An 18,719-nucleotide genomic window follows, 5' to 3' on the forward strand; every position below is an offset into this window, starting at 1 on the left:
GGTTCAGCGGTTTTTATACTTTGCTGTCTGGCATTACACCGGCATTCAGGTTATCTCCCACAAAGTTACGTTCTTGCGGCTAATATCCGGCACATGATGCCTTGCGCGGTTTATAGTATCAAAAAAACGCGCTTATCGTTGTATAGGGTAATGGAAGATACCGATCACCAGCATAGCCACGGCCCGGGCCACCATCATCATACGGGTGGCAACATAAAAATAGCCTTTTTTCTGAATCTGAGCTTCACCATCCTGGAGCTTTTCGGCGGCTTGTGGATCAACAGTGTGGCCATCCTGTCGGATGCCCTCCACGACCTGGGCGATTCCCTCTCGCTGGGGCTGGCCTGGTATTTTGAGAACGTTTCAAAACGGGGCCGCGACAAGAAATTCACCTTTGGCTACAAGCGCTTTTCACTGCTCGGCGCCATCATCAACTCTGTCATCCTACTGGTAGGTTCGGTTATCATCTTATCCGAGGCCATTCCGCGCATTATTCACCCCGAGCCGGTGAACGCGCCGGGCATGATCGGTTTTGCCATACTGGGGATTATCGTAAACGGGGCGGCTGTATTGCGGCTGAAAAAAGGCGATTCCCTGAACGAGCGTGTGGTGCGCCTCCATTTGCTGGAAGATGTGCTGGGATGGGTGGCCGTATTGCTGGGCGGCATTGTGCTGTACTTTTTCGACCTGCCCGTGATTGACCCCATCCTCTCCATTGGCATCACGCTGTATGTGCTCTATAATGTGGTGCGTAACCTGAAGCAAGGCATGCAGATCATGCTGCAGGGCACTCCCGTCGACATTAACCTCGAAGTGGTGCAGGCGCAGCTGGAGAAACTCCCGAATGTAGAGTCCATACACGACCTGCACATCTGGACACTGGATGGCACCTACAACATCCTGACCATGCATGCAGTAGTACCCCAGAACCTGTATTTACAGGAAGCTGAAAGCATTAAGCAGCACATTCGAGCTGCCATGGCCGACATAAAAATTAACCATGTGACGATAGAGCTGGAAGTGACAGGCGAGGAATGCAGCCACGAGGACTGTGAGCCCGCGCTTTAATTCTGGTTGAGCAGCACTGCCTCACGCACCAGCTCTGCAAAATAATTCTCGTCGATGTCTTCCAGCGTGCGGATCTTTATGTGTGGGTTCTGCCCGTTGCGACTCACCAGCCTACGGCTTGGGTCTGCCAGCTCCTTACCGCGGAAGAAACCGAAGTGAATACCGCTACGTGAGGAAATAAAGTAACATACGGGGCCATAAAAGAAATAGCAGGCACAGTCCCAACGCACGCTCTCTTCCAGGTGCGCCACAGAGGCGTGAATGATCCGGCGAATCTCATGCGCCAGCAATTGTTTTTCAGGAGTCAGGTTTTCGAGATACTCGTCTACTTGGTTGGTTGCTGTTTTGCTTCTCATAAAGGATTTTGTGACAGAATAGAGCTTATACTCTTGCTCCTAAATATACGAAGATTGTAATATTTAGGTAATAAAACACAGGACGTTTTATCGTAGAAATAATGTTTCGCTTATTAATTTGCACTTCGCTTCCCAAAGCCTAGCTGCTTGTTTTTCAGCCTGCTGTGGCTTTGATCTTCACTTACAACAAGTGCCGCCAAAAAATGTTTACAAATATAGGTATTTATAAATTAAGTGCCGTTGCTGTTAGCTGGCGGTAAGGATGTGCATCAGGCGCTGCTCCAGCTCATGCAGTTCGCAGAAGCCCTGTGCCAGTTGCTCGGCGCCATGCTCCGTTACCAGAAAAAGACTCGGGAAGCTGGTGGCGCCGATAGCATCTACGTAGCCAAACTCTTCTTCAAGCTGCTCCATGATCTCATCCGACTCGAACAAGGCCAGAAATAAACTTTCCGGGATCCCGAACAGGCGCATGATCTGCAGCAGCACCTGGGGGTCTTTCAGGTCCTGGCCATCTACATAGAAGGCCGAGTGCATGGCCCGCAGCACTTCCAGTGTAAGCACGGGCCGCAGCAAACGCACACAAAGCATGGCCCTGCAGGCGGGCTCCGTGTTGTAGATAAAATTTTGCTGCTTAAAAAAACGGTAATCAAAAGGCAGGAAAGTTCTTTCCTGCACCCGGTGCCAGCTCAGGGCGAGCCGCTCTTTTTCCTCCTGCAGCAGGGGCCTTTCGGCATGTGCGTTCAGGTCGCCAAAAAGCACCTGCACATTTAAACGCCCCTGCCACAGTGCCCGCAACCGGCGTACCACCGCCGTAAACCCGTAGCACCAGGCGCACATTGGGTTGGTTACATAAATTAAGGTGGGCGCACCGGGCTGTCGGACCATATGGTTTTGTTTTGCCTTTTATTTACTTTTATTAACAGACGCTGGTTGTGGTGCGGTTAAATTTTAACCGTAAAGTGCCTGTGCAGGTTTATCTTTTCTCTAACTGGCGCTTGAGTTTATCCTCCACGTTTTTAAGCAGCTCAAACCAGTTACCCCCCTCATCCTGAGCAAAAACATCGTTGCCGGGTATGCCCACGCGCATGTGCACGCTTTTTTGATTGGTGGCCTGGCTGGCCTCTTCTTTAAAGTATACATCCACGGAGTCTATCTTTTTAGCGTACCGCTTTAGTTTAGTGATCGTGTCGCGCACACCTTGCTGAATAGCGTCCGAAACTTCAATATCCACGGACTGCACGTCGAGTTTTATGCCTTCAAAATGTTCTGTATAGTTCATAGTATATCTTTTCTGAATGATTAGTGAGCGGCTGATCTTACCAAAGTATCTGCCTCGCTTAACCTTGCTCTTAAACGCAAGGCCGGCGCTTTAGTTTATGTGGAATGGGCAGTGGGGTGAAAGTGAGATCAATAAGTCTGGTTTGGGCGACCCTGACAAATCCAACCCATAACTCACACCAGCTCCAGCGTGTAACTAATCTCAGCCGATTTGTAGAGCACCATGGCTACGGAGCAGTATTTCTCCAGCGATAGCTTAATGGCTTTCTCAACTTTTCCTTCGTCCAGGGGGCCGCCAAGTATAAAGTGTATGTTGATGTTGCGGAACTCGGTGTGCTCGTTCACCTTGGCTCTGTCGGCGGTTACCTTTATGTCGAACAGGTCGATCTGCTGGCGTTGCTTTTTCAGTATCTGGATCACATCGATGGCGCTGCAGCCGCCGAGCCCCATCAGGAGCATCTCCATGGGGCGCGCCCCGGCATTGTGTCCGCCAATCTCCGGGGAGCCGTCCAGGTGAACGGCTACGCCTGCCGAGCCGGTGGCGGCGAAATGGTAATCCTGGTCTACGCGGGTTAAGTAAACTTCCATGCTGTTTTTTTCCCGAAAGTATAAAGTATAAAAATAGGATTCAAATCGCAGGGGCCCGTTACTGCTCCGATCAAAACGCTCTTATCCCCGACGAACTGCTCATCGGCTACTTATGCCTCTTTATATAGAAATGTGTTGTATTGGTATAATCCGTTTTAGCAATCCAAAAAGCCCCCTTACTTTGTAATGTTCAGTCATTTTAACTGGACTAAAAGTATAAAATTACCCGTCATCTGCTAACATTTTGTTAATAATCCTATGAAAAAGCAATTACTATTACTCGCTCTGGGCTTTAGCGCCGTCTCGGCATTCGCCCAGGGACCCTCGTCCCCACAAAAGCAAGCAGCCCCATCCGGCTACGTTGTCCCGAAGGGCAATGCCAGGATCAGTGGACAGGTGCTGGATGCGGCCACTAATCAGCCGATCGAGTTTGCGACGGTCGCTTTGATCAGCACCGTCACCGGCAAGCCCATAGACGGCGCCATGGTAGACGACAAAGGACGCTTCACCATCCAGAAAGTGGCGGCGGGCACCTACCAGCTCAACGTCTCGTTTCTGGGGTATCAGCCGAAAACCATCGAAAACGTGGTGGTGGCCTCCGATAATGCCGACGTGAACGTAGGCACGGTAACGCTGGCCGCCGATGCCAAAAGGCTGAGCGAGGTGGTGATTACGGGCGAGAAGCCTTTGGTGGAAGAGAAAATCGACCGCACGGTTTACAACGCCGAGAAAGACCTGACCAATGCCGGTGGCAATGCCGCCGACGTGCTGCAGAAGGTGCCCTCGCTGAGCGTGGACACCGACGGAAACGTACAGCTGCGCGGAAGCTCGAACGTGCGGGTACTGATCAACAACAAGCCCTCCTCAATTATGGCAGGCAGCGTGGCCGATGCCCTGAAACAGCTCCCGGCAGATATGATCAAGTCAGTGGAGGTGATCACGAGTCCTTCGGCCAAGTATGATGCCGAGGGCACTGCGGGTATCATCAACATTATCACTAAAAAGGACAGTGGCCTGCAAGGTGTGAACGGCTCTGTAAGCGCTACAGCCGGCACACGCGCCAGCAACGGCAACGCCAGCCTGAACGTGCGCCGCGGCAAGCTTGGCGTTAATGCCACGGCCAGCACCTTCCAGTTCTACAACCACGGCGACATGTCCAACATCACGACTTTTAACCAGCCGGCAGCAAGCCGTATGGTACGGTCACAGTTTGGGGAAACGAATATCAGGGGCGGGTTTATGAACGGCTTACTGGGTTTTGACTACGAGATATCAGCCCAAAACAGCCTTTCAGGAAGCGTGCGCCGCAATGGAGGTGAGTTTAGGATGGAAAACGACCAGCGCCAGCTTATTACCCTTGGCGGAACGGAGCAACCGGAGCAATCTTACTTTACTGCCATCGAGAACCGCAACAAGCGGCAAGGAACCGATTTTAACCTAGATTTCCTGCACACGTTCGCAAAACCAGGCCGCGAGCTCACTGTGCTCTCGCAGTACACCACCGCCGGTACCGACACACGCAATTATCAGGATCGTTTTCAGGAGGGAGAAGCCCCTTTTTACAAGCAGCGTAACCAGAACGACGGCGGCAACGACGAACTTACCTTTCAGGTAGATTACGTGCATCCTTTCGAGAACAAGACCAACCTGGAGATCGGAGCGAAAAGCATTTTCAGGGACGTGGACAGCGATGGCTTTTACCACGACATCTTCTCGACGGATCCGGATAAGACCAGCAGCCTGACCTTCGACTATGCCCAGGACGTGTATGCCGCCTACCTGACCTATGGGTTTGCAGTAAAAAAGAAGCTGAATGTAAAGCTGGGCACCCGCCTTGAGCATACAGAAATTGAAGGAAAGTATTTCCGGGCGAAAGAGGACGGACTGAAAAGAAGCACTCTGTACTCGGGGAGCTATAACAACCTGATACCGAGTGTCGCCCTCTCCTATACTTTAAAAGAGAAGCACACGTTAAAAGCCAACTTTACCCAGCGCATCCAGCGTCCGTCGCTGTTTTACCTAAACCCCTTTGACCAGGAGCAGGCACCCGGAACCGTGGTGCGCGGAAATCCTGGCCTGGATGCTGAGCTAACCAACCTCTATGAGTTTGGGTACAGCACCTATTTCAAAACCTCCTCCATCAGCGCCACTTTGTACATGCGCCAGACAGATAACGCCATCGAAACCGTGCCGGGCATAGAGGGTAACACCACCGTGATCACCTTTGCAAACGTGGCCCGAAACAAGACCTATGGCACCAGCTTGTTTGGCTCCGTAAAGCCTGTAAAAGACTGGACCATCAGCGGAAGCTCCAACATCTACTTCGTGGACCTGAAAAGCACAAAGTACGAGAACAGCGGCTGGATGTATAACATCAATGCCAACTCGTCTTACACGATCGGAAAAGGATACAGCGCCCAGTTTAACGGGGGCTTTAACTCGCGCAGATTACAGCTGCAGGGCAGTTCTGCCTCCTTCTCTTATCATACACTGGCAGTTAAAAAAGAGCTGTTTGATGGAAAAGGCGGGCTTAGCGTAGGTTTGGATAACCCTTTCAGAAAGAGTATGCAGATGAAGAACGAGATAAACGCGATAGACTACGAACAAAACATTTTGATCAACAACTACAACCGCGGCGCGCGGGTAAGTTTCGATTACCGCTTTGGCAAAATGGAGAAAACAAAGGCCCGTAAACCAAAGAAGAGCATCCGAAACGATGATGCGAAGCAAGGCGACGGAAACGGCATCGGATAATAAAGCTAAATCAAGTATACTCTCCGGCCAGGCCTCTCCCTTTCAGGAGGGGCCTGGCCATTTTACAGGCAGTTCGGTTTTGAGCTTACCTCTGCAGGGTATAATAGGCATTGTAGAGCGCAACCACCGCATCGCCATACGAACTCACATACCGCTCTAACAACATATCCACCTGGCTGGCCTGCTGGGTGTCGCGCCATTCCAGGTATTTGGTATTAGCGGTGGGAACAGTTATCGTGTAACGGGTCAGGCTGACCAGGGTATCTAACTTATCAGGGGATTTGAACTGAGCGGGTGAAAAACTGGCACCATGCACCACGCCTCCGTCTCCCACGTACAGTCCGCATTGCAAACAGTTCCTGTCCTCGCTGAAAAAGACATAGGCATAGAATTTATAGGCATCTAACTCTACGCCGCCTAGTAGGTTAACAGCTGTACGGGCCAGGCTACGGTAAGGAGAGGGCAAGATGGGAATCGCCATATCCCTGCATACGTAACATCCTATAAATAGTAGGAATATTTTAACGCAAATATTTGAATATAGCGGCTTTTATAATCACTTGCAGCACAGGCTTATATCCACTTTTTAAGCAGGGCAATAAGTTCTTTGTTTGTAAAGGGCTTGCAGAGGTGATCGTTCATGCCTGCCCCTATACTTTTGGCGATATCATCTTTGTAAGCGTTGGCCGAAAAAGCAATGATGGGGCTGGTAACTTTCGCTCTTCTTAAAAGGGTAGCTGCCTCTAAACCATCCATGCCCGGCATCTGAATATCCATCAGGATCATGTTGAATTGGCTGGCCAGCGCAATTTCAACTGCCTTTTCGCCATCGCTGGCCGTTGTCACGTTTGCGCCCATGCCCTCCAGTACATCCTGCATCAGGATCACGTTAATGGCATTGTCGTCCACTACCAGAATGCGGGCCTCGGGGGGTAGGGCAAAGGTTGTGTCCTGCTCATCCAGGTCTTGTTCCAGGGCATCGCTGTTCACGGCACCTAATTTCAAGGTAAACCAGAAAGTAGCGCCTGCCTGTTTACCAGACACCGGACTTGTAACCCCTATTTCACCCTGCATTAGTTCAACCAGCCTTTTACAGATAGAAAGGCCCAGACCAAACCCGCCGTATTTCCTGGACATGGATTGGTCTGACTGTGTAAAGGACTCAAAGATAAGGGACTGCTTCGCCTCCGGGATGCCTATTCCTGTGTCGGAAACCGAGAAGTTCAACTCCACATGCTCCGCTGCCTTATCGTGTGTAACCAGGCCAACATGAATGGAAACACTGCCCGAGTAAGTAAACTTTATGGCATTACTCACCAGGTTTATGAGAATCTGGTTGATGCGTGTAGGATCACCGGACACGACACGGGGCACCTCTGCATCGAAAGTGTAAGAGAAGGTTATCTGCTTGTTTTTAGCCAGTTGCTTGTAAGGCTCCAGGTGCGAGGCTAAATTCTCCCGCAGATCAAAGGGTATCGTTTCAATGGCTATCTTGTCCTGCTCAATGCGGTGCAGGTCCAGGATGTCGTTTAAAAGCTTGTTGAGCGTTGAGCCAGATGTTTTGATCAGTTTAACGTACTGCGCCTGCACGTCATTCAGGGGGCTGGACTGCAGCAAACCGGTAAAGCCCAAAATGCCGTTAAGGGGTGTCCGTATCTCATGGCTCATACTGGAGAGGAAGCTGCTTTTGGCTTCGTTAGCTGCCTCTGCTTTTTCCTTGGCCTCCTTTAGCTCTTCTTCCTTTTTCTTGAATTCTGATATATCCTTGGCGATGATCAGAATGCCATCTTCTTGCCGCTGGTTGTTCATGAGGTAGGAGAACGAGCAGGAAGTGCAGATTTCCTGGTTCAGGCGCGTGGTGAGGTTGAGCTCCGCATTCAGGAACTTGCCCTCGTCTTTAAACTGCTCGAATAAGGCATACAGTATCGGGCCATCCATCAAGTGGAAAAACTCAGAAAGGGGTTTTCCCTTTACTTGCTGCTCCTTATAGCCGCTTAGCTCTTCGAAGGCTTCGTTTACATTCCGGATAGTGAAGTCGGTATTCAGGATCAGGAGCATGTCCACCACGCCCCGGTAAATGCTCTGCATAAAATCCCTGGAAACAGTGGAGCTTTTCAGTTCCTGCCCCAGCATGCTGATTCCGGAAATGATCGCATCCAACTCATCGCCCTCATCAGAGACCTCTAGCTGGTAATCGAAGTTTCCGTTGGCTACCTCTGCTATCAGCGTCATGATCTCCTCAATCCTATCTTTGTTCACTTTCGTTTGTTTTCTCATGGTACGGCAACAGCTTCTATTCTTGCGCTACCGCAAAGGTAGCCTCCATCATCTCCAGGGCAAATGTATCTTTTGCCTGGTAATATCCTGTCTTCGGGTACAGCAACGCCCCTACTCTTTTCTTTTCGAGGGCAGCTGAAATTCCAAAATTAACTTTGCTGCAACCCAGGGCGTTCGCGCGCTTGATCACCTCGAACAAGCTCTGCCTGTAAACACCGAAGGACAGCACGTATTCGTAGTCCATTCCGATCAGCATGGGGCTGTACACCTTTTGGGCGTTTTTGTGGCAGAAGCACACCGCCACTGCGTTTGCGTTACCGGCGTACTCCGGCTTTAGGTACAACATCACAAACTCCCATGCCCTGCTTTCATTCATCTGCTGAAACAACTTTTCAGGGAAGTGGAAGGAGTTGATGGCAAAGTTATTATTTTTCACGTTGCGAAACAGGGCTATGGCATGTTTCAGTTCAGGTGGCGTTAACTCACTGCGCACCTCCACATTAAAAAAGTGCTGGTTGCGTTTTATTTTCTGCACATAATGCCGCCTGTTCTTCTGCGACAGCATCCGGACGTAGTTAAGTTCCGTGCAGCCTTTTAACTCCTCCACCACGCACGACTCCGGCAGGTCTACTTTCACGAAGCCCTGCTCCACCATAAATTCATCCAGCTCCGGATCTCGGGCATCAAAATCGCGCAGCAGTATGTTACTTACCTGTTCTCTCTCCTGCTCTTTAAAGAGCTCGTTCAGCAGGCATTTCAGGGCCGGCTGCCACCATGCGCTTTCCCGGTCAAGGTACAGGTGGTTGCCCTCTGTAAAAAGGCTTCCCAGAAAGATACCCTTCGAAGTCAGGTAATACGGGTTGTGTACCCGTTCTGCCTCTATCGCTTCCGAAACCGAACTCTGCGCGAACATGTCCTCTTTATGGAGCGCTACCACGGTAAAGGTCATCAGCACTACATTCCCTTGGGGGTCTTCCACCTTATAATAGGCAAACTTCCAGTTGCTCTCGGCTGCCGCGTTGGCACAAAAAGATGCTTCCAGAAATTTCAACCCTTCCCAATCGAACATACCCCGGTGTCCAAGATACTTATTCCAATCGGATTCATCAATATCCCCGATGGTGGTGTAGACCTTTAACGCCAGGACTTCGGCGGCGCCGGGTGGCACAACCGCTTGCCGAGGCATGGGGGCATGCTGAGCCAGCTTAAAAGCTTTCCGTATCTTTTCGTTGGTTTGGCTGGTGGCCAGCAGCGCCTCTTTAAAAGTTGCCTCCAGGGTTGTAACCATGTAGCTGATATCCTGGAGCGAATTGTTGAGGGAAATGGTGATTCGGATACCGATGTTCTTGGCTGGCACAGCCGGAAAAGTGGCCAGGTTTACGTATATACCCCTCTGCAGCAGGGCATGCACCAGGTAGTTGCCCATCTCCATGGTGCCGGTTCCTATAAAAAAGATCGGGCTGTTGTTTTCATGCACCAGCGGCAGGTCGGTTTGCTTCAGCAAGGCATTGCAACAGGCAATCTTCTCCTGCAGTGCTTCCTGGTAGCCGGTTATCTCCGCGCTTCTGTGTATGGTGGCAGATGCCAGGGCAGCCCCCAAAGTGGCAGGTTCTAGCTGTACAGAAAAAGTGAGCGGTCCGCCAAAATTACTCACCTTGTGGTACCATCCCTCGTTCGGGAAAACCGACAGGCCCCCACAGGCGCCGAACCCCTTGCCCAGGTTTGCCGTCAGGATCATTTTGCGGTAGAGTCCGTTTTCCATCTGGCTCATCACATAGCCGGTGCCGTTTTTGCCGGCCCAGCTCATGCCATGGGCATCATCCACGTACAGGTATAGCTGCTCATACTTCTCGGCCAGCGCGATCATCTCCTTCACGGGTGCATAATCTCCGTACATGGAGTACACGCCATCGGCCATATACCAGATGCGGTCATACTTGTTACGCTGCTTTTTGATGCGGTCCTCCAGCATTTCGAGGTTGTTGTGCCGGATCATTTCTACGCTTACCCCTTGCCCAAGCAATTTTTTGACAGCCTCCTGTATGCTGGCATGTGCCTGGTGATCTAAGATAACCAGGTCGGTTTGGCGTACCAAGCTGGGTATGGTGGTGAGGTGTGCCAGCGTGCAGTTCTTAGATATAACAACAGATGCACCGTACATTTCCTGCACCATACTTTCAAGTTCGCGGTACAGGGGGCTCGATACATAGGTCCTGGACATCGGAAATTGGGTTCCGTAGCGCTCAATGGCATCTATTGCCCCACGTTTTACGGCAGGGTGATGCTCCAGCCCCAAGTAACCACAGGTGCCGAAATGCAATACTTTTTTCCCGTTTAGTGTCAGGGACTTCCCATCAAGTTGTTGATCCTCTGCGTGTAGATGAATGATTCCCTTCTTTTTGGAAACAGAAAGCACCGAGTCTACCGTATCTAGTATGTTGTTATGTCTTATTTTTGCCACCTATTTTTGCTAATATTGCAACGTAAGTCCTGATAACAGTAAAATTATTGTAAATATTCAATTTTAATGGCAAATTCCAATAAAGAAAATGTAGTTATGGCAAAGGACAATAAACATGTTAAAATGTTTATCCTGGATGGAATATTGCACTTTTACTACAAAGAAATAGACAACATGGACCTAGCTATGGCCAAAACCTTTGTAAAAGACCGAATGGAGTTTACGCAGAATAAATCCTATCCTTGTTTAGTGGATGTGATCCAACTGAAGAGCACGACCAAAGATGCCCGTGATTATTTTGCGAACGAAGGTAACCAGGGCATTACTGCCAACGCCATCCTGGTCAGGTCGTCGGCCTTTAAAATGATGACAAATTTTTACATTATGGTGAACAAGCCCCAAAACCCCACCCGCATGTTTACCGACAAAGCAACCGCTCTGGAATGGCTGGAGCAGTTTAAAGACTAAAATCCATCCCTAAAAAAAATTACCTGCCTTTCCCTGTTTCCACACCATCCTTACATCGTATGCTAATTTTGTTGCCAATCGGCTTTCAGGCTACTGCTTTGTGCGCCTAAATTCTGTTCGCTTTTTATGTTCGGCAGGGCATTTAATTTATACTTCTGTAAGCCGAACGAACCCCGCCTGCTCGCGTAAAGTCAAGTATAAAGTGTATCACATACCTAACTTTTATTACCATGAACGAGACAGAATATAGAACCCGAGGCAACTGGAACGAGCTGAAAGGTAAAGTTAAACAAGAGTACGGCGACCTGACCGATGATGACCTGACCTACGACGAAGGCAAGCAGGACGAGTGGCTGGGCAAACTGCAACAAAAGACCGGCAAGGCAAAAGGCGACCTGAAAAAATGGATTGATTCTTTGTAAGCGGGTCAGTAAAAAAAATCCCCCTATTTGGCAGATGCCAGGTAGGGGGATTTTCTTTGTGAGGGGTGTAGGGCTAAGTATTTAAAAGTGCCTATTGGAATGATATGTTCTAAACAAAAATTGAATTTTTTTTCAAAAAAACTTATTTAAAAATTACCAATTACTAAAGCACTGAATTGATATAGATTAAAATTATTCTTAGGCAAAATAGAAAGATCAAGAGTATTTTTATATATATTGCCTTTTTAATATTGAAAATGAGCCGTTCCGGAAATTTGAAGAAGTACCTGCTTATCATAAGGCTGCTTCATGAAAACAAACTGAAAGCATCTTCCTTGAAGGATATACAGGCCCACCTGGACAGCCACGGCTTTCGCAATATCTCCAGCCGAACGCTTTCACGCGACTTTCAGGCAATTCATGCAGAGTTTGGTATTCACATTCAGCACGACAACCGAAAGCGCGGCTACGCTATCTGCACCCCCACCGACGAGGACGTCAGCGATTTCCAGCAGTTTTTGAAGCTACTGGAGTTGGCCGAACGCGTAGAGACGATTGCCCAAACGCTGCAATCCGCCTCCACAGCCTCCCGCAGCATTGTGTTTGAGCACAATGACTTTTTTAGAGGCTCGGAGCACCTGAAGCTTTTGGCAGACGCCATTCAGCGGAAAATCAGCGTCAGTTTCGCCTACCATTCTTACCAGAAGCCGCTACCTGACCAGTATACCATTGCCCCATACCTGTTGATGGAGCACCGCAACCGCTGGTACCTGCTTGGCCACGATGAGGAGGCAGGCAAGGTAAAAACCTTTGGGCTCGACCGCATGCGGCAGGTGCACCTCCTACAGCCCTATTTAGAAGCTGCATCCTTCGATTATAAAAAGCTGTTTGAGCATACTTACGGCATCACTTGCTTGGCTGAACCACCTAGCCAGGTGGTGCTCGCATTCAAGCCCCAGCAGGGCAAGTACATCAAAAGCCTGCCCCTGCACCACTCCCAAAACATACTGCTAGACAATGAAGACGAGCTGCGCATTTCGCTGTTGGTGGTGCTGAACTACGACCTAAGAATGCAGCTGCTCAGCTACGGTAGCAACGTGGAGGTGCTGGAGCCGCCCCTACTGCGGCAGGAAATAGCCAATGAATTGAAAAAAGCCCTGAAAAAATATTCCGGTCAGACAGAATTTGGCTGAAGGGCAGTAGTAGATTAGCGGAAGGTTTGGCTGACATCATAGGTATTTCTGAAGCCGCGCTACAGGTAGATAAAACAATAAATAAGATAGATATGAATAAGGTTAAATTCAGTAAAAGCGCCAATATCTTCATGAATACGGGAATAGTGGCGCTATACCATTATCTACAAAAGCACAGAGAAAACACAGAGATAGCTTATGCCTTCGATTTTGAACTGACTGAAGAAGAATTGATTGTGGAATCAGAAGAGCTGTTTACGCTACTGGAGGACGTGTATTATTTAATGGGAAAAGAGGTTTATGATACAAGTGGCAAGAATGCTATTGATAAGGCAGATAAGTATTTTTTTGTAAAAGAACCTTTCAAAGCAGAAGCATTCGCCAAAATGAAAACCTATGGCTTAGGCGCGTTAATTACGAACGACCCTACTGCCGTTGCAAGCAAAAAAGGCAGAAAAATCAAGTTTGAAAAGTTAATTACCGAAGACAGAGATTTTGCTATTAAAGTTGCTGAGTTTCTAAGCTCAAAAGGCAAAAAGCTCAAATTCTACTCTTTCAATGAAGTGGGCGAGTTAGAAGAGAACCCCATCAGTAGCGGGAAGAAACGTATTGAGAATAAAGGAGGGGAATCTGAAATATTTATAGATGCTCCCTATACTAAAACTACAGATTTACCGCTTGGGGAAAAATTTTTAGAAGCCGGGGATGAAGTGTGTTACCTGACAGGTGAAAGCTATAAAGAACTGGTGGATACCACAAGCACTACACCATTTTCAAACTTCAGAAACTTCAGCTCTTTTCTAAATATCTCTGACAAGAAGATTAGTTGGAAAGCAATGTATCTCAGCCGCTTTTCTCCTAAGCTGTCATTTCACCAATATGTGAATGGCCTCGACAGCTTGGTTATTTATCTGTATAATTCAAGCAATCTCCTAAACCTAGACAAAATATATAGGCAGAATAATATAAAAAAAGATTCTGTCCAGCTCATTGAAGGCAACTATATGTCCAATTTTGAACTGGCTAAATTCAATGATAAATGGAAGGAGTTTTATATAGGCCAGTACGACAACTTATTTATGCTGCTATATACCTTCTATAGAAGAGTGCTAAAGAGCGAAATAGCGAACTTTGAAGAAAAAAGTGCAGAAGCAAACCCTTTTGAAGATTCTGACTTTAAGCATATCCCTCTTTCCTTGGTTTATTTCAGAGCAAATAAGTTCTCAAAAACAATGCGCCCAAGCGCGTTCGAGGAGCTGAACAATTTCAAGTTTCTGGTCAGAATGATTTACTACCTGGAGAAGAAACAGATTGACTTCTCAGCCATCTTCAGAGGACTACTGCTCTTAAAGCCTTCTCTCAGAAATAAGAAAAATTCTTTTCAACTGGAACGGCAATTCCGCGACAAGGTATTAGGAAAGCTGATTCGAACAAAACCCATTATTCAGGAAATGGAAACTCTTTTCTTCGACTGCTTCAGATATACTATGTCTAACGAAAATATCGGCTTCAAAAATTACAAGCAGTTGCTACTGCTCTTAAACTTATATGAACCAATTGTTAAATATGGAGGAAATAACAACATGAACCCAGAACTTCAGCAAAGAGCCATTAACCTCGGCAAAAGTATCGGGCAAGGCATCCTGAACCACGATGCCAGCCAAACTAAAACCGCTAACGCAAAACAAGGTAAAGCCTACATTATCGCCATCCGAAAAGCCCGCACCTTAACTCAATTCTTGGACGAACTGACACGCATTCAGTTCAAGTTCGGGAACAGCGTTAGCAACGACATTTTACAAGAGATAAAGCAAGAGAACTTTGTCTATATCAAACAGTTTGCAACCATCAGCGCTTTAAATCAACTTAATTCCGCTTTACACTCATAAAACAACACTCAGAACAATGAAAAAGAATAGCATCACTGTTACTTACCTTTCTAAAGTGTCCTTTGCCAGCCTTAACGGCGCTGATAAAGAAGTTGATAATATTAATCCTATCAAAAAGGTAACGCTGAGCACTGGCGAAGAACTGCCCTATGTTTCTTCACAGGCCTTGCGCCGTGCCCTACGTGACAGGTTATCTGAAATGGGTTGGGAACTTTCACCAGTAAGTGAGGCAAGCGTTAAAAAAGGTGCTCCCAAAACGAGTTTAAGCCCCGCAAAATATATCGATGATGATTTGTTCGGCTACATGGATGCCTCCAAAGGCGAAAACGAAACCAAGGGCAAATCAACCACGCGAACTTCCCCTGTTCGAGTAGAGTCACTTTTAGCCTTATCATCCTATAAAGGTGATTTAGACTTTGCGACTAACTATATGGGAAAAGCAGCGGGCGCAGACCCGAATATTTTTGAAACCGAAATTCATTCAGGCATTTACAGAGGCACCATCCTGATAGAACTGGATAGAATTGGAAAGGGAGAGGGCTTTGAAAGCGGGGAAATTAGCGGTGAAGAAAAAACAAATCGCGTTACGGCGTTCTTAGACGCTTTCCAAAACTTGTGGAGCTCTGGTCGCCAGTCAAGATTCCTTGCTGACATTTCACCAAAGTTTATTGCAGCGGCTTACATGAAAGCAAAGAATCCTGTTTTTCTGGAAGCTGTGAATGTGAACGAGCAAATGCAGGTAAATGTGGCGCAGTTGGAGACTGTTGCAAGCGATTACGGTAAATTTATGGAAGACCATGTGTTTGCTAGCCAGGAGAGTGTTTTTGCCAGAAACGGCGAGAATGTAATAAGCCTGAAAGAAGGTTTCGAAGCTTTAGAGGCTTGGGTAAGAGACTATTATTCTGAATCTTAAATAAGCAGAAATACAGTAGCGGCGCAAAGTATTGCGTCGCTACTTACATCTAAAACACTTATGAAATATTGCGTTGTAAAGCTAAAGTCGCAAACAGCTACTTTCAGAAATCCAGAGTTTTTTAACTATCATAAATCTTTCCTGATACCTCCACCTACAACGCTTATAGGAATAGCAGGAGCGGCTTTAGGTCTCAGCCCGAAACAAGCGCAAGCTTATTTTGATGAGGAGGAGTTTGAAATGGGAGCTTATGCATTAACACAGGGTGTTGCCAATGATTTGTGGAAATATAACGACTTTGCCACTGGTAGCATCATTCAGCGGGAAATTATGTTCCATAATCAGTTTGTAATCATCTACGGAAGCGAGAATCAGGATAAAATTAATGAACTGGAGCAGGCTTTCAGTAATCCTACATACTGCCTCACCATGGGCAGCAGCGATTCCTTGGCTAAAGTAGAGCAAGTCATTTCGACCACCCAAACAAGCAGCAGCCATAAGCTAAGCCACTGCCTGCTTGAAGGTAATGTGGTAGACGAAGTGATAAACAATGCGCAGAACGGGCTTGAGTTTTCTATCTACTCCACCTCAGACCCTATTGCATACCAACTGCCAGTACAATTTAGCTATACCAAAGACTACGGCATGCGGAGAGTAACTAAGCGGAAGGAGTTTTCTTTTATTGGAGAAGAAATGCTGCTGAATGTGGAGAAGAAAGGAATAGCAGTTGATGATGTATTTGTACCCTTGTTCAGATTGTGACGCCACAATAGCCCTATGTTAGATAATATCTTCGCTAAGTCAGTGCCCAAAGAAAAGCTAACGGAGCACACCTGCAATGCACTGGCTATATGGCAACAGCTAAGGGAGCGGTATCAGCCAGTCCTGAATATGCATGACGAGTTCTGGTTTCGCTCCTTTGTTGCGGTACTGTTTCATGATACAGGGAAAGTGACAGGCAATTTTCAGAATACACTAAAGTATAATGCCAGGAACGAAGACCATATCCGGCATGAGTTTATTTCAGGGATGCTTTTATTATTATCAGACAGAAAATACTATGAGAACCATCCGGAAAGTTTATTTGCTGTGTTTAGTCATCATAAAAAACTTAATGATGATATATTTGAAAAGGAAACCCATAAGCCTCTTTTTGTCAATGAAAATGATTTAAAAGAACTTTCTGTATTCATCAACACTCAAGTTCAAGAGTTTTTCTGCAACAAATCTTTTGCTATTCCGGAGAAGCTAATTCAAAATTTTGCTAAACAGAATACCTGTATACATTTATGGGAATCCTTTAAAGGGAACAACCGCTTTTACAAAAGGGTGTTAGCTGATTTGCCAGCCAAGGCCCGCAGGCAATACATTTTACATAAGGCGCTTCTAAACATTGCAGACTGGACAGCCTCTGCTGGTGACAAATCGCTAACAAACGGACTTCAATACCAGCAGGATTTTCTTCAAGATAGAATAGTAGCTAAACTCAGAGCAGAAGGAAAAGAGAAAATTGCTACGGGGTTTTCGTTCCTGCCGTTCCAGCAGGAAAGTATACGTCCTGGAAATATGCTGGCTATCGCTCCTACTGGTAGCGGGAAAACGGAAGCGGCTTTATTATGGGCATCGCAAAAGAGGGAGTTTGAAAAGATTATTTATCTCTTGCCTACACGCGTAACTTCCAACGCTATATACCAGCGCCTTAAATCATACTTCGGCACGGATAATTGCGCTGTTGTTCATTCGTCCGCCTTCTTCTTCAGGAAAGAATTAGACGACACCTTCACCAAAACAGTTTATTTGAAAGATAGGACGTTCTTTAGAAACGTGAACGTCTGCACTATTGACCAAATCCTTACCCAAGGCTTTAACCTGGGCTTCTGGGAAATAAAAACATTCCACCTACTCAATGCCAAAGTAATCATAGATGAAATTCATCTTTATGAGCCATATACTTTGGGGCTCATCATATCAACCATCGCCTACTTACAAGAAGCTTACAACACGCAGTTTTACATCATGACTGCCACCATGCCTGAAAAACTACAGTCTTTACTTTCAAAAACACTTGGCAGCAACAACGGTAGCAGCGGCTTTACGCTTATTGAAGACAAGGAGCTCCTGGATCTTGCCAGAAATACATTTGAGGTAAGGGAAAACTCAATAGATGAACTGGAAGAAGAAATCACAGAAGAAATAGAAGCAGGCAGGAAAGTGCTGATAGTCGTTAACACCGTAGATGAAGCTATTCGGCTCTATCAGCAGTACAAATCTTATGTATCCGATGATAATATTATCTGCTATCACTCCCGCTTTATTCAAAAACATAGAAGTCAGAAAGAGCAGGAAATCCTTCAAAAGGAAAGTATAAATGAACCTTTACTCCTGATTGCCACGCAGGTTGTAGAAGTGTCTCTGGACATTGATTTTGATATTCTCTTCACAGAAAATGCACCCATTGACGCCATCATACAGCGGGCAGGAAGAGTGAACAGGAAAAGGCAAAAGGAAGACAGTAAAGTTATTGTTTTCCAACATTCTGAAGTCTCTGAAAAGTTTGTTTACAGTACTGATGGCATTTTAGATAACACATTCACAGTACTGCAGAAGCATCATGGGGAACAATTGACTGAACGTGTTCTAAACGAGCTGGTAGATGAGGTATATAAAGAAATTGATATTGAATCTAATGCTCATTATCTGGATGGTCTAATGAAATATCAACAAATCCAGAAAGACAACCTTAGCTATATTAAAGACAACTCAAGAAATGATGAAATTTATACACGTGAAGGATTAGATACAATCAATGTTATACCTGAAATTTTTAGACATTCTTTAGTTGGAAAATCTATTGAAGAGAAGGCAAAACATGAGCTAAGCATTAGAAGATCTAAGGAATATAAGTTTAAAGTCTCAAAACCTGATGATGAAGGCTTTAGGTATATAGATTGTATTTATGATTCAGAAAAGAGTCCAGAAACAGGACTTCGGTTTGATGTACCGACTGCTACTATGGCCTTCTTTGGATAGAGAAGCTTATTATAAATGTACA

Annotated in this window: 16 protein-coding genes; 9 read left to right on the forward strand and 7 right to left on the reverse strand. The window is 46.7% G+C overall.

Features of this window, described 5'->3' with window-relative positions; translation table 11 throughout:
- The first annotated feature begins 150 nt into the window (after nucleotides 1–150).
- Nucleotides 151–1,068, forward strand: a complete 918-nt coding sequence (locus AC4BAN_RS11085; RefSeq protein WP_490564468.1) for a cation diffusion facilitator family transporter — start codon at nucleotides 151–153, stop codon at nucleotides 1,066–1,068.
- On the opposite strand, the gene AC4BAN_RS11090 is transcribed toward AC4BAN_RS11085, so the two are convergent.
- The 4 genes from AC4BAN_RS11090 to AC4BAN_RS11105 all read right to left on the reverse strand — a co-directional run bounded on the left by AC4BAN_RS11090 (nucleotide 1,065) and on the right by AC4BAN_RS11105 (nucleotide 3,290).
- A complete protein-coding gene (locus AC4BAN_RS11090; protein WP_490564469.1) occupies nucleotides 1,065–1,424 on the reverse strand; it encodes a DUF1801 domain-containing protein in 360 nt (119 codons plus the stop codon). The two genes, AC4BAN_RS11085 and AC4BAN_RS11090, sit on opposite strands and share 4 nt — an antisense overlap.
- A 246-nt stretch (nucleotides 1,425–1,670) precedes the next feature.
- On the reverse strand, nucleotides 1,671–2,309 hold the full coding sequence (locus AC4BAN_RS11095; RefSeq protein WP_490564470.1) for a DsbA family protein: 639 nt from the start codon (nucleotides 2,307–2,309) through the stop codon (nucleotides 1,671–1,673).
- An 88-nt stretch (nucleotides 2,310–2,397) separates the two neighbouring features.
- The gene (gene hpf / locus AC4BAN_RS11100) at nucleotides 2,398–2,703 is read right to left on the reverse strand and encodes a ribosome hibernation-promoting factor, HPF/YfiA family (protein ID WP_490564471.1); all 306 of its coding nucleotides are present in this window, start codon (nucleotides 2,701–2,703) and stop codon (nucleotides 2,398–2,400) included.
- Between the two features lie 173 nt (nucleotides 2,704–2,876).
- A complete protein-coding gene (locus AC4BAN_RS11105; RefSeq protein ID WP_490564472.1) occupies nucleotides 2,877–3,290 on the reverse strand; it encodes an OsmC family protein in 414 nt (137 codons plus the stop codon).
- 258 nt (nucleotides 3,291–3,548) lie between these two features.
- Between AC4BAN_RS11105 and AC4BAN_RS11110 the strand changes: the two genes are divergently transcribed.
- A complete protein-coding gene (locus AC4BAN_RS11110) occupies nucleotides 3,549–6,044 on the forward strand; it encodes a TonB-dependent receptor (protein WP_490564473.1) in 2,496 nt (831 codons plus the stop codon).
- Between the two features lie 85 nt (nucleotides 6,045–6,129).
- On the opposite strand, the gene AC4BAN_RS11115 is transcribed toward AC4BAN_RS11110, so the two are convergent.
- The 3 genes from AC4BAN_RS11115 to AC4BAN_RS11125 form a co-directional block, all read right to left on the reverse strand.
- Nucleotides 6,130–6,525, reverse strand: coding sequence for a hypothetical protein (locus tag AC4BAN_RS11115; RefSeq protein WP_490564474.1), 396 nt, complete (start codon nucleotides 6,523–6,525; stop codon nucleotides 6,130–6,132).
- Between the two features lie 92 nt (nucleotides 6,526–6,617).
- Nucleotides 6,618–8,321 (reverse strand): ATP-binding protein, encoded by a 1,704-nt coding sequence (locus AC4BAN_RS11120; protein ID WP_490564475.1) that lies wholly within the window; start codon nucleotides 8,319–8,321, stop codon nucleotides 6,618–6,620.
- Nucleotides 8,322–8,337: 16 nt separating this feature from the next.
- The gene (locus AC4BAN_RS11125) at nucleotides 8,338–10,782 is read right to left on the reverse strand and encodes a GNAT family N-acetyltransferase (RefSeq protein WP_490564476.1); all 2,445 of its coding nucleotides are present in this window, start codon (nucleotides 10,780–10,782) and stop codon (nucleotides 8,338–8,340) included.
- A gap of 96 nt (nucleotides 10,783–10,878) precedes the next feature.
- Between AC4BAN_RS11125 and AC4BAN_RS11130 the strand changes: the two genes are divergently transcribed.
- The 7 genes from AC4BAN_RS11130 (at nucleotide 10,879) to cas3 (ending at nucleotide 18,697) form a co-directional block, all read left to right on the forward strand.
- On the forward strand, nucleotides 10,879–11,250 hold the full coding sequence (locus tag AC4BAN_RS11130; RefSeq protein ID WP_490564477.1) for a DUF7793 family protein: 372 nt from the start codon (nucleotides 10,879–10,881) through the stop codon (nucleotides 11,248–11,250).
- 230 nt (nucleotides 11,251–11,480) lie between these two features.
- Nucleotides 11,481–11,672: a CsbD family protein gene (locus AC4BAN_RS11135; protein ID WP_490564478.1), complete on the forward strand. Its 192-nt coding sequence runs from the start codon at nucleotides 11,481–11,483 to the stop codon at nucleotides 11,670–11,672.
- A 257-nt stretch (nucleotides 11,673–11,929) separates the two neighbouring features.
- Nucleotides 11,930–12,865 carry a helix-turn-helix transcriptional regulator gene (locus tag AC4BAN_RS11140; RefSeq protein ID WP_490564479.1) on the forward strand — a complete coding sequence of 312 codons (936 nt, stop codon included), beginning with the start codon at nucleotides 11,930–11,932 and terminating at the stop codon, nucleotides 12,863–12,865.
- Nucleotides 12,866–12,891: 26 nt separating this feature from the next.
- Nucleotides 12,892–14,754: a hypothetical protein gene (locus AC4BAN_RS11145; protein WP_490564480.1), complete on the forward strand. Its 1,863-nt coding sequence runs from the start codon at nucleotides 12,892–12,894 to the stop codon at nucleotides 14,752–14,754.
- 16 nt (nucleotides 14,755–14,770) lie between these two features.
- Nucleotides 14,771–15,667: a type I-B CRISPR-associated protein Cas7/Cst2/DevR gene (gene cas7i, locus AC4BAN_RS11150; RefSeq protein ID WP_490564481.1), complete on the forward strand. Its 897-nt coding sequence runs from the start codon at nucleotides 14,771–14,773 to the stop codon at nucleotides 15,665–15,667.
- A gap of 60 nt (nucleotides 15,668–15,727) precedes the next feature.
- On the forward strand, nucleotides 15,728–16,429 hold the full coding sequence (gene cas5, locus AC4BAN_RS11155; protein ID WP_490564482.1) for a CRISPR-associated protein Cas5: 702 nt from the start codon (nucleotides 15,728–15,730) through the stop codon (nucleotides 16,427–16,429).
- Between the two features lie 15 nt (nucleotides 16,430–16,444).
- Nucleotides 16,445–18,697, forward strand: a complete 2,253-nt coding sequence (gene cas3 / locus AC4BAN_RS11160) for a CRISPR-associated helicase Cas3' (RefSeq protein ID WP_490564483.1) — start codon at nucleotides 16,445–16,447, stop codon at nucleotides 18,695–18,697.
- Nucleotides 18,698–18,719: the final 22 nt, after the last annotated feature.

It is taken from the genome of Pontibacter sp. GD13 (assembly GCF_058216355.1).